A 12962-nucleotide genomic window follows, 5' to 3' on the forward strand; every position below is an offset into this window, starting at 1 on the left:
TGCAAATGATACTATGCCATTTTTACCGGCGAACGAGCGCTTTTACCTAGCCCAAGTGAATAATAAGCTCCTGCTGTCCGCTGGAGGCGGGTGTAATGATTACCCCCTGCTCCCCCGTTCGGCTGCTGCCGCCTTCCACTTGAACAGCCCCGTGGATTCCACGTAGAACTAACGACCAAGGCTTAACAGCACCCTCTGCCTTTGCCGTAATGATCGAACCCTTGCGGCTGGCAGTGACCGTCAGTTCTTCCTGACCTGACGTATTTACGATAACGGTCCGAGCCTGCTGGCCTTCACCGAGCTCAAACAAATGGAGTGACACTTGCTCCGCGTAATCATAATCCGGGCGGCTGTCCTCATGACCGATCGCGAGCAGCGTATTCGGCTTTACAAGTACAGGCAGGGTTGTAAAATCGTGATGCTCGTTGACCCAGCGCCCACCTGTTACGCTTTCATTTGTCAATAAGTTGGTCCACTGACCCTCTGGTACGTAATACTGTACGTCCCCTACTTTATTAAAGATCGGGGCCACCAGGATAGAATCTCCCAGCATGTATTGCAGGTCCAGCGTTGCACAGGTTGGGTCCTGCGGGAACTCCAGTACCATAGCCCGCATCATCGGCAATCCCTTCACCGAGGATTCCACAGCCGACGAGTACAGGTACGGCATCAGCGAGCATTTGAGTTTGGTAAAGCTACGCACTACGTCTACCGATTCTTCATCGAACAGCCAAGGCACGCGGTATGACTCATTCCCGTGCAGACGGCTATGGGAGGACAAAAGTCCAAACTGTACCCACCGTTTGTACACGTCCGGCGCAGCCGTTAGCTCAAAGCCGCTAATGTCATGGCTCCAGAAGCCAAAGCCGCTCAAGCCAAGCGATAGGCCGCCCCGCAGTGATTCTGCCATCGACTCATATGTCGACGAGCAGTCGCCGCCCCAGTGAACCGGAAATTGTTGTCCCCCGGCTGTAGCAGAACGCGCAAATAACGCCGCTTCATTTTTACCCAGTTTTTCCTCCAGTACATCAAAAACAGCCTTGTTGTACAAATGTGTATAATAGTTATGCATTTTTATCGGATCGGAGCCATCACAATAAACCACATCTGTAGGAATACGCTCGCCAAAGTCGGTTTTGAAGCAATCCACGCCCTGATCCAGCAGCCCCTTCAGCTTATCCTGATACCAGGCCACTGCAGCCGGGTTCGTGAAGTCAACCAGCGCCATTCCCGCCTGCCACATATCCCATTGCCACACGCTGCCATCAGCGGTTTTGACCAGATAGCCGTTCTCCATGCCTTCATCGAACAAAATGGATTTTTCTGCAATATACGGGTTGATCCATGCACAAATTTTGAGGCCCTTCGCTTTCAATCGTTGCAGCATGCCTTCCGGGTCTGGGAACATATCTTGATCCCACTGAAAATCGCACCATTGGTATTCCTTCATCCAGAAGCAGTCAAAATGGAAGACCGAGAGCGGCAAATCCCGCTCAGCCATTCCGTCTACAAAATGATTCACTGTCGCTTCATCATAATCTGTCGTGAACGAAGTCGTCAGCCACAAACCAAAGGTCCAGGCTGGCGGCAACGCGGGTTTCCCCGTCAGCTTGGTGTAATTATCCAGCACCTCTTTAGGATTGGCTCCGCCAATAATAAAATACTCCAACGATTCGCCGGCGACGCTAAACTGTACCTTCGAAACATTTTCCGATGCGATCTCATACGATACCTTTTCAGGGTGGTTGACGAACACACCATACCCTTTGTTGGACAGATAAAATGGGATATTTTTGTACGCCTGCTCACTGCTCGTGCCGCCGTCTTCATTCCATATATCGACCACTTGTCCGTTTTTCACAAACGGAGTGAACCGCTCCCCAAGGCCGTATATATACTCCCCGATTCCCAGTTCCAGCTGTTCCCGGAAAAAAGGCTGCTCCTGCGGGTCTGTAATATAGCCAGGTCCTCGATGTCCACTGCCTGTGATTTTGCGATCCCCCACATAAAAGCCTACGTCCCAGCTCTTGCCACGCCCGACCCGCACGCTCAAGTCGCCGCTTTTCAGCACTGCTGCGTTCTCATCGACCGCAATGTCCACTTCTGTCGGCAAGGTATGAATCTCAAAATCGGGTCCATGATGGACCCGTCCTTTATGGTGGTTCAGACGCACCCGAATGACATTCGGCATAGGCGAGCTGTAGGTTACTTTCAGCAATGCTCCATTCAGTGTATCTCCTTTATGCTCGATCCGGTGGGTCGCCGCGTATACCGTCATGGAAGCATCGTCCGTCACAATATCACGGATTTCAGCAGGATTTTGTATTTCATAGCCCTTGCGAACCAACCAATAGCCATCTGTAAATTTCATCTGTTTGTTCCTCCGTCCTCATCTTTAAAATTGTTGACTTCCAATCGCCTGTTGGATTTTTTCGAAATCCTTACTATAATAATATTGATTTATGTAAGGGTTTACTTCTTTTATTTTGACGTTTTGTATCAATATTTTGATATTTGAGGATTTTACAAAAATCCGGATTCCGTTATAAATCAATGAACAGCATAGGAGGGGTTGAATTGAAAAGGGAAATGCTGCGGGAAAACCGGATTCACGGCAATCCCATGTATCCAGTCAGCGTGTATCCGAGCGTAGAGCAGTTGAACGGAAACAGCGTGCTGGAGTCCCATTGGCATGAGGAAATGGAGTTTATTCTCGTGGAACAGGGCAGTGCCGTATTTCAGACGGATATGATGTATACGGAGGTTTGCGAAGGCGAGGCCCTTTTTGTCAATAGTGGCGAGCTTCATGCAGGATATTTGAAAAAAAGTCCCCGCTGCGTATTCTCTGCTGTGGTGTTTCACCCAAACTTGCTGCACAGCCGTACACAGGATACAGTGCAGACGCAGTTCATTGATCCATTGATCAGCAAAAAGCTTGTCCCTCCTGCCCACATTCGTGGTGTAAAGCCTTGGGAGCAGGAGGTGCTGACCGCGTTGCGGCGTATCATCACCAGCCATGAGCAGAATACACCTGCCCGTGAGCTGACGACCAAAGCACAGCTGTACAGCATGATCGCCAGCCTGTATCCACATATGAGACCTGCTAACGGAGAGGACGTCATCATGGCAGGTCAACGCAGCAAGGTTGAACGGATCAAAAAAGCACTGGCGTACATCAACACTCATGCCCATGAACCCATTCGTTTGCGGGAAATCGCTGATGAGATCGGGATGAGTGAGGGACATTTTTGCCGTTTCTTCAAACAAATGGTGCAGAAAAGCCCGGTTGAATATATCAATTATCATCGGGTTCAAAAGGCTTGCAGGCTGCTGGAGCAAAGTGACCGCAAGGTGGTCGATATTGCACTCGACGTAGGCTTCGACAATCTGAGCTATTTTATTGCGACCTTTAAAAAATGGAACGGTCTGACTCCTTCGCAATACCGCAAGCAGCACGAAACAGATCAGACATTTACGGTAGCTCCCTACGTAACAGACATGAATGAAGCCAGCGCAAAAAGGTAAAAGGTGAATTTAAAAGTCACCTCTCGTGCCACTCCGCAGGCGGATGGTGCTTCCCATCGCCACCGCCCCCGGATTTCTTCAATTAAACATATAATCAGGGGAGAAATCCGGGGACAAAAGCGACCGCTTCGCTTGTACAGCACCATTCCGCCTACTTCGTTTTTGTGTTCATTTTTCAATTGTAAAGGTCGATACTTCACCCTTGACCATAGCCCATTACGTAATCATCCTCTGGCGGAAAACCGACATTATACGCTCTGCCGTCGACCCATGTATAGAACAAACGGAATAGCCCCTCCCTCAGAACACGTATACAGATCAAGGCTGATACAGAAAACAGGGGCTATCCCCAGGGTCTTCACGAGACCTTGTGGGACAACCCCCAGGCAATATATTCTATCAGGCTTCCGCTGCGTCCTCTTCCACGAAAAGAGACACCTTGCGGATCCCATCCGCTCCAATCACGACAAGCCCCTGATCCGACAAGCGGATTTCAGGGATAACGACCAGCGCGAGCAGTGACAGTGTCATCAGCGCGTTGTTCAGCATGCAGCCGGCTTGCTGAAGTGCCCGGCTAATGCTCTCGGACTGCGCAGCCACCTCTGCAAACGGGGCTGGAGACATCAGCCCCGCGATAGGCAGCGGGAAGCGTGTCTCGCCCGAGGCCGATACGACCACCACGCCGCCACGCATGGCGACGGCCTGCTTTGCCGCCTGGGTCATAAGCTCGTCATCATTGCCAATGACGAGCAGGTTGTGGCTGTCATGCGCCACGGTCATGGCAATCGCGGCCGGCTCGGTGAAGCCGACGCCGGTCACGAGCGCCACCGCGTGGCTGCCACTGGCGTGATGCCGCTCGAAAACGGCTATTTTGCACAAATCCTGCGCGGGATCTGCCGTGACTTCGCCTCCGCGGACCGGAACGGTCATCCGTACTTCCTTCGTGTCCACGTGATTTTCCGTGACACGAATCACCCGTACAGGTACATTCCCCTCCTGTACTGGAGCCGCAATGCGGAAATCCGCAACACTCAGCTCGTGCCCCAGATTGACCGTGTCCATCACTTCTGCAGGATACACGAAGCTCTCCCAGTCAGCGACCATTTGGCCGTACTCGGCTACCAACTGCCCTGCTGCAATGGTGGCCGTCACGTTCACCTCGGCCAGGCGGCCATCCAGCAAAATAATGTCGGCAATCGCCCCCGGAATAATCGAGCCAATGTCCCGGGCTACGCCGAAGCGTTCTGCCGTATTCAGCGTCGCCATCTGGAACGCGGTCACGGGCTTGACCCCCTGCGCAATGGCATGACGCACGACAAAATCCATCTGCCCCTCATGGAGCAAGGATTCCGCGCTGCGATCATCCGTCACCAGCATCATGCGGCGCGTATCGAGGCCCATTTCCGTGCTGGCGCGAATCGTCTCGGCCACATCATGCCATGCGGAGCCCTGCCGCATTTTGGCATACATGCCGAGCCGGATACGCTCGGCCACATCCTCGGGCGTGACACATTCGTGATCGCCCGTAATTCCCGCGGCTGCATACACCGGCAGCCGCCAATCATCGGAGGCCCATGTAAAATGGCCGTCCGCTACCTTGCCCGCGCGCAGCGTGGCCTGAATTTCCCCGATCATCACATCGTCTCCATAGACGACGCCAGGGAAATTCATGACTTCGCCGAGCCCGATCATATCCGGGCCCCAGCTTAACGCCTCTGCGACTTCCGCCGGGCCGAAGGAGGCACCTGTCGTTTCCAGCTCCGGCCCTGTGGACGGTACGCAGGAAGCCACCTGCATGTAAGCAGCCAGTGGTGTCGTGCGGGCTTCGTCCAGCATTAGACGAAGCCCTTTTAGACCAAGCACATTGGAAATTTCATGCGGGTCAAAAAAGCCGCCCGTCACACCCAGCGGCAGTACAGCCTTCGCGAACTCCGTTACGGTGAGCTGCGTGCTTTCGATGTGACAATGTCCATCCAGCAATCCCGGTGCCATATAGCGGCCTTCCGCTTCAATGATTACGGTGTCCTCGCCGATCGTATGACTGACGTCCCGACCGACGTATGCGATACGAGAACCTTGCACAGCAATAGACATGCCCGGCAGCAGCTCGCCCGATACCACATTCACCAGCGTTCCTCCGCGGATAACCAGCGATGCCTTGCGCTCTCCTCTAGCTGTAGCCACCAGCTCCGGTACACAGTCCGCCAGCGGCGGGCGTTGAAATATACTCTTCATGTCCATTACGTTTGTAACCTCCGTTTTTACTTCTTGCCTGTTTTGCTTATTTGCTTATGTTACTGGAATACACACAATTATGCCAGTCGGTCCCCGATGAATCCAATCTTTGCATGGTATTTTGCGGGCTCACTTCTCTTCTTCCAATGTGTACCTATACGTATTCGATGCCTGCGAACTGACAAAGGGTGTAATCTCGCCCAGTGTATAGACATGCAGCAAATGCATCGCTCGTGTACAGGCGGTGTAGAACAGCTTGCGTTCACTTTCACGCCGATATTGCTCAGCCGATCCGTCATAGATCAGAACCGCATCAAACTCCACGCCTTTTGCCAGATAGGCCGGAATGATATGAATTCCCTTTTCAAAGGCAGGAGTTGTTTTCTTGATCAATTTGGGCTTCACTGGCAATCGTCCTTCCAGCGCTACGTGGGCTGCTGCGCTTTCATCGGCATTTTTACAGATGACTGCGATCGATTCATAGCCTTCCGCCAACAAATGCGTGATATTCCCGGCAATCCGTTGATGCAATTGTTCACGCGAATACACCTCGGTTACACGAGGCTTCTCCCCCTTGCGGTTGAACGGTATGATATGCTCGCCCCCAGCTACCATCCCCCGCGTAAACTCCACAATTTCCTGTGTGGAGCGATAGCTGCGTGTCAGGGAAATCATCTCGGTTTGTTCTGCTCCATACAGATCATACAATGGCTCTGCATCCTGAAGCACCGAGGCATGGGCATAGATCGCCTGATTAAAATCGCCCAGTGCCGTCATTTTCGCCTGTGGAAACAAACGTTTGAAAAAGGCCAGCTGGAAGGGGGAATAGTCCTGTGCCTCATCAATAAACACGTGACGGATGTTGCTATTGGAACGGAAACCAAGCATCAGCTCGCGCAGGTATAAAAAGGGCGTTACATCCTCATACGCCAGTTCCCCGGCCTGAATACGCTCCAGCGTTTGCCGACTAATTTCACTCCAGCTGTCAGGCAGCTCCGCATGATCCGCCAATTGGCTGAGCAGCGACTCATTCACAAACAGCTCACCGTATAAACGGGTGGTGTCCACAAAGCGAAGCGCCTTGATCCATTTGCGCAAGGGCTTCAAGCGGTCACTAACCACCATGCGCGCCAATATTTCCCGCTCACGTGTAAAATCGTCGAACGTATCGCCCTTGTTCTTCGATTTACGGCGCATACGATTATATGCACGCTGATAATCCTCCGGCTCCATCACATCCATCTGCTGGTCCACCCATGGTGCGGAGCATTCCTCCTTACCGAAGCGGGCCAACTCCTTGAGCATCCAATCTCTTAGCAGCTCCAGTCGGTTCGCCAGCCGTACAGCAGGATCAAACTCATAAAACTTGCGGGCCATTTGCTCTACTGAAATCACCTCGCGCCCCTGGAAGCGAACGGGTTTAAAATGCATGCCTTCCTGTTCCAAATATGCCTTGTATCGCGTGATCACACGTAAAAACGTCTTGGACGACTTAAAGCGAATGCCTTCCATTCTCGCTTCGTACCCAGGCTGTGACGATGCTGAAAGCACATATTCCAGCTGCACAAAAGGATCTTCCAGCTGAAACTCCCGACCCAAACGCCGCTCCAAGTATTCCTGAAAAGTAGCCTGCAGCATATTTTCCTCACCCAGTTCAGGCAATACCGTCGAAACATAGCTGTTAAACATCGGGTTAGGTGAAAATAGCACGACCTGATCCGCTCGCAAATGATCACGATACTTATACAGCAAATACGCCACTCTCTGAAGCGCAGCGGATGTTTTACCGCTTCCTGCTGCTCCCTGTACGATGAGCATTCGGCTTCGATCATTACGGATGATGCGATTCTGCTCCTTTTGGATGGTAGCAACAATACTCTTCATTTGGGCATCCGAGCTGCGGCTCAACACCGCCTGAAGGAGCTCGTCTCCAATCGTTACACCTGTATCGAACATAAAACGAATCTGTCCGTCTCGGATCGAGAATTGGCGCTTGAGCGTCAGTTCTCCTTCCATCTCACCTGCCGGAGTCTTATAAGAAGCGGGACCTGGCATATGATCGTAATAGAGATTAGAAATGGGCGCACGCCAGTCATAGATCAGAAATTCCTCGTCCTGATGATCCAGCAGAGAAGCAATCCCTAGATAAACACGTTCCGCCGCCTGACCTTGCTCAGCAAAATCAATACGCGCAAAATAGGGTGATTCAAGCAGCTTTTTCAACCGGCCTAACGCCTCAGTGGAATGCTTGTGTCTGCGCTCCCGTTCGGACAAAATCTCAGACTGCTGACGCAAGCTGGTGGACGTCTCGCCCACATCATCCGCCTCACTAAAATTGATCGTTACCTCATCCCAAAAATCCTTCCGCATATCTACGACATCTCCGCGCACAGAGCCAACCTCGGTCTCCAGCTTCCGAATACGTCCGCTGATGACTGCGGTCACATCTTCTACTCTTCGTTGCTCCTCATTCCATTGCTGCTCATTCCATTGCTGATCAGTAGCCATTGGCGTCACTCCTGTTCCGTTTCCTCCTGCTCCACGCAGGGCTCCCTTGCGTCAAACTATGCACTATTATGGACCCGGGCATACATTCGGCATCCCTCTGACCCGAGAAAATTGACTAATACTTTGAAGTATGCTATACTGCCATGAGAAGTGTAGTATCAATTTACAATTATGTTTTCATCCTAAAACATAGCATTCTCTATTGTAGCAAGTTCAGTCCCTGTTCGCAACCAGCGGGCTTTTTTTGTATTCTTTTTATAGACATCTATAAGTTCGTGTAACCTCTTCTTCGATACCTGAATTCATTACATAAAAAGCGACCGTTCATCTGATCGATGCATACGGTCGCTTTTGCTTTTGGATGAATCACTATCTGCTCTCTTCCACAGGATGAATATGATCGGCCAGTCTGCTTAACCGCTCCAGCTGGTGACCATAGTCGTACATGGCCGCAGCCACAATGGAGAGACGCAGCATACCCTCCTGGCAATGGTCAAAACGCGTAATCGCATGCTTCATAAATTCACTGTTCGCCTGCTGGAACATCTCACTCTCGTCCTCGTTCGGTTTGAGCTTGTTTTCAAATTTCAGCAGCGCATGCTCATGAAACCGGATTAGCTGCTCCAGGTGACCATCAAAAAACGCATCCGTACCCTCTGGTCGTAAAGACTGAAAATAATGCCTTTCCACCGCATCCAGCACTTCGTACCCTTTGTGCAAGCTTTCGAGCATTTGCTTGTATACTACCATCTGTCTCGTCTGACTGAATCGGGAGCGTTTGAGCTTCTTCTGCTCTTCCTCGAACAAATGATATTTATCCGACAGCGATTTAATAGCCCCCTCCAGATTCCCTTTTTCCTCTCTAAAGACAGACTCTTTGATTTCATCGGAAATGGCAGTCCGCAGCAGCAAGGACATACTGTTAAATACACTTTGAATTTGATTGATAAACTGTCTTTTCGGTTTCGGTGGAAACACAGCAATATTAATGACAAATGCAGAAACAATCCCGATTAAAGTAAGCACAAAACGGGTTACAGCAAATTTCCAGTCGTCCGAAGCTTCCATGACCGAAACAACGGTAACCAGTGTGAGTCCTACCGTATCCGCCATATTTAATTTTAGACATATCATAAGGACCAGCACGCATACCAACCCGACCGCAATCGGCTCATTCGAAAATACCATTCCGCCCAGCAGCGCCATAATTGCACCTAGTGTGCTTGTTTGGAGTTGATCCAGAAAATAACGCCACGACCTGTATATTGACGGCTGCATGGCAAAAATAGCGGCTATCGCTGCCCCCACAGGCGAATGGGTGTTCAAAAGCATGCTCAGAAAAAGGGCGAGCGTCACCGCGATTCCCGTTTTTAACACCCGTGCTCCAAAAGCCAAAGCCATCCCTCCTGCTTACCCTTCAAATTTATTCATACCGAATTACTATAATGAAATTTCAAAATAAAGTCTATGCCTTATTATTACCCAAAACAATCGACAACAAGGAATATTTATGAAATGTATGGAATGTTCCGAGAAAAACGCCCGTCCGCAGGCCAGCTTTTACAAAACCCTGCAAGCCCGCAAACAAAATCATGACATAATGAAAGCCGGAGCCTCCAAGCGGACTCCCCTGAAAAGTCATAGGATAAATGAGAATGGCGGAGGAGGAATCAAGGCATGCTTCGAGTCGCATTATTTACCGATACGTATGCGCCTGACGTCAATGGCGCTGCCCTGACACTGGAACGATGGATTGACTATCTGGAGACACATGGGGTATCTACACTCGTCTTCGCACCCGAGGCAGACAGCCATCTGCCCTCGGGGCCGGGCGTGGAGCGGCTACGGAGCATTCCCTTTTTGCTGTACCGGGAATGCAGACTTGCGATCCCCAACGCCAAGCAGATCAATGAGCGTTTGTCAGCCTTTTCACCACATCTGATTCATGTCGCTACTCCATTTAACCTTGGCCTTTACGGAACAAGCTACGCGGCCAAACATCATATTCCACTCGTTGCCTCATACCATACCCATTTTGATAAATACCTCGAATATTACAAGCTTCGCTGGCTTGAACCTGCCTTATGGAAATACATGCTTTGGTTTCACAGACATTGCGAAAGAGTGTATGTCCCTTCCCGGTCAACCATGGAATTGTTGCGTAATAAGGGAATGAGTCAACTCGAAATCTGGAGCAGAGGAATTGATACCGATCACTTCCAGCCAAAGGTGGATCGTCATGCAGTATGGGACAAATGGGGCGTTCGTGCAGATGCATTTGTTATTTTGTATGTCGGCAGGCTTGCACCGGAAAAGGGAATAGACACGCTGCTGGATACCTATCTCCAGTTGCCCGACGATGTCCGTGCAGACTCGGTGTTGGTCATTGCAGGAGATGGTCCATTACACAAGGCAAAGACGGCCGCAGATATGGGGCTGCCGGAGCATGCAGTCTACTGGCTGGGCTTTGTCAAAGGGCGAGAATTGGCTGAATTATACGCCGCAGCCGATGTGTTTCTCTTCCCCTCCACCACTGAAACCTTTGGCAACGTCGTACTGGAGGCCATGGCAAGCGGTACTCCCGTGGTCGGTGCCGATGAAGGCGGAGTAAAAGATAATTTAATTCACGGAAAAACAGGTCTATTGTGTCCTCCCGGGGATGTGGCTGCTTTCGCTGAAGCTGTACATCTATTGTACGAGGATGTCCCGCTTCGCCGCTCTATGTCCATAGCAGGCAGAGCCTACAGCCTGGAGCAGACGTGGGACCGCATTTTTGAGCGGCTGCTGGACAGCTACATGGATGCAGCCACGCTTCATCTCAGCAGCCAGCCCATAACACGAATATAGCCCAGAACGCTACTAATGCTTGAGCTGTTTGAGATGCTTGTTATGTACCCCGCTTAACAAAATTACAGCTGTCAGGGCACCGATCAACGCGAACAGCATATCCCATTGGGTATCCCATACATCTCCCTGTGTCCCCAAAAAAGCTTCTGCTGCCGTTCCGGTTGCCTTGGCTACCACAAACTCGATCAGCTCGTACGCAGCACTGATCGCAAGACACACACTGACGATGAGGAAAGTGAGCCAGCCTCCGCTTCCCAAGGTCGTTTTACGCAGCAGCACTTCCCTTACAATGAGCGCAGGCACAAAGCCTTGCGCAAAATGCCCAAGCCGATCATAATAGTTGCGCTCCAGCCCAAATGTGTCCCGAATCCAGTTGAACAGCGGCATTTCAGCATAGGTATAATGTCCACCGACAATCAGGATCAGTGCATGCAGCCAGATCAGGGTGTACACCAGGTTTGTAAACCGGAATTGGCGGTAAATAGCCATCAACAGCACAGCTCCTACACCTGCCGGGAGAACTTCCAGCAGCCATGTAAAATAATCTGCTGGACGAATCAAGGACCACATGAGAGCAAGCCCCAGCAATACAAGCAAAATAAGCGGGTAACGGTCATTTTTATAGCTTACCGTTGTCTGATTTATACGTCATCCCTCCTTTGCCTGTAGCTCTAGCCATCATTCGTTACAATATGTTTGACCCGCCCAACCTGCCCATCTGTCAAACGCACTTTGATTCCATGCGGATGACGCGGGGAATTGGTCAGGATATCCTTCACCGTTCCTCGCGTCAGCTTCCCGGTGGGCTGATCTTTTTTAAGCACAATATCCACTTCAAGACCAGTACGGATATCGGATCGGTTTTGTCCGTTCATCGAAGCAACTCCTCCTTTGCTTTACATTTTAAGACGTCTATACAACATGCAGGTGCATCCAAATTACCAGCTGCGCCATTCGTCCCGGCGGCTGTTACCCATCCAGATGATACACATCGTGGACATATGGCTGACCAGCAAAATAACGAATACCAGCCCACTAAACTCTATAAAGTGAGTACGTTGCAGGGAGTCCGCCCATATAGAAGACACCTGTTCATACAGTTGGGAAGGTGCAGAAACAATATCCCACGTATTTCCGCGAAAGAAACGGCCGATGTATATACCCAGGCTGCTCAACAACAGGACTACCACTACAAACAGCCAGCTTACAAGCCTGCCACGTGCACGTTGTACCAGCTGTCGTATCGATTCGAGCGATACAAAACCCATCGTCAGGCCAAGGACAGCTACCAGCAGCATCCCCAGTACATGATTCCAGAAATACGGATTTCCCCAGAAGCGTTGCTCCTCAAGAAATGGATATTTGGCGAATACATGCAACAAATCTGTAATTAAATAGGGCGTATTGGGATAAAACACGAGCCAGCCCACCCCTGTCACCCACAGTAAAAACGTCCTCATCCCCCTTCTCCAGGAACAATAAATGACATCCAGCAGCAATGTCAGAGCCATGGGAATCCAGGCCAGCATCATATTCCACCATATAAAAAAATAAGGGCGTCCCCCTGAGGGCAACTGCACATTAATGATCCATAAAGTGCTGATCACTGAGCATACGGCCAATACCATAAAAACATACCCTTTTACAGGATAATTTAACGATCTTAAACGGGCATACATGTACGTCTTTTCCCTCCTTTGCAACCGTCCAGCCTTCCTGACGTTCCAATTTACACCTGTTCTGGACAGTGTACACTACAATGGCTTCAAGCTCAATGGAAGCGCTCCTCTCTATGTTTAATGAAGATACAAAAAAAGCATCTATTTTCCGGGAATTGGCCATATCCC

The 12962-nt window shown here is 50.6% G+C and carries 9 protein-coding genes; 2 read left to right on the plus strand and 7 right to left on the minus strand.

The genetic code is table 11. The features are described from left to right. Window positions 1-46: 46 nt before the first annotated feature. Complete coding sequence (gene yicI, locus B4V02_RS15795; protein WP_094155518.1) at window positions 47-2371, minus strand: alpha-xylosidase; 2325 nt, start codon at window positions 2369-2371, stop codon at window positions 47-49. Between the two features lie 206 nt (window positions 2372-2577). On the opposite strand from yicI, the gene B4V02_RS15800 reads away from it, so the two are divergent. After that, window positions 2578-3525 (plus strand): AraC family transcriptional regulator, encoded by a 948-nt coding sequence (locus B4V02_RS15800; RefSeq protein WP_094155519.1) that lies wholly within the window; start codon window positions 2578-2580, stop codon window positions 3523-3525. Between the two features lie 399 nt (window positions 3526-3924). Here the strand turns inward: B4V02_RS15800 and B4V02_RS15810 are convergent, their stop codons facing one another. The 3 genes from B4V02_RS15810 to B4V02_RS15820 form a co-directional block, all read right to left on the minus strand. Beyond that, the gene (locus B4V02_RS15810) at window positions 3925-5766 is read right to left on the minus strand and encodes an adenine deaminase (RefSeq protein ID WP_094155520.1); all 1842 of its coding nucleotides are present in this window, start codon (window positions 5764-5766) and stop codon (window positions 3925-3927) included. A gap of 123 nt (window positions 5767-5889) precedes the next feature. Next, on the minus strand, window positions 5890-8268 hold the full coding sequence (helD, locus tag B4V02_RS15815; RefSeq protein ID WP_094155521.1) for an RNA polymerase recycling motor HelD: 2379 nt from the start codon (window positions 8266-8268) through the stop codon (window positions 5890-5892). A gap of 369 nt (window positions 8269-8637) precedes the next feature. Beyond that, window positions 8638-9669 carry an FUSC family protein gene (locus B4V02_RS15820; RefSeq protein ID WP_208618684.1) on the minus strand — a complete coding sequence of 344 codons (1032 nt, stop codon included), beginning with the start codon at window positions 9667-9669 and terminating at the stop codon, window positions 8638-8640. 276 nt (window positions 9670-9945) lie between these two features. Here B4V02_RS15820 and B4V02_RS15825 point away from each other — a divergent pair, with 276 nt between their 5' ends. Further along, window positions 9946-11115 (plus strand): glycosyltransferase family 4 protein, encoded by a 1170-nt coding sequence (locus B4V02_RS15825; RefSeq protein WP_094155523.1) that lies wholly within the window; start codon window positions 9946-9948, stop codon window positions 11113-11115. Window positions 11116-11127: 12 nt separating this feature from the next. Here B4V02_RS15825 and B4V02_RS15830 read toward each other — a convergent pair whose 3' ends face one another. The 3 genes from B4V02_RS15830 to B4V02_RS15840 form a co-directional block, all read right to left on the minus strand. Beyond that, entirely contained in the window at window positions 11128-11760 is a 633-nt protein-coding gene (locus tag B4V02_RS15830; protein WP_094155524.1) for a DUF2238 domain-containing protein, read from the minus strand. Between the two features lie 26 nt (window positions 11761-11786). Next, window positions 11787-11990 (minus strand): YwbE family protein, encoded by a 204-nt coding sequence (locus B4V02_RS15835; RefSeq protein ID WP_094155525.1) that lies wholly within the window; start codon window positions 11988-11990, stop codon window positions 11787-11789. 63 nt (window positions 11991-12053) lie between these two features. Continuing rightward, window positions 12054-12794: a DUF1361 domain-containing protein gene (locus B4V02_RS15840; protein WP_094155526.1), complete on the minus strand. Its 741-nt coding sequence runs from the start codon at window positions 12792-12794 to the stop codon at window positions 12054-12056. Window positions 12795-12962 lie beyond the last annotated feature (168 nt).

The sequence above is a fragment of the Paenibacillus kribbensis genome (genome assembly GCF_002240415.1).
Classification (GTDB): Bacteria; Bacillota; Bacilli; order Paenibacillales; family Paenibacillaceae; genus Paenibacillus; species Paenibacillus kribbensis.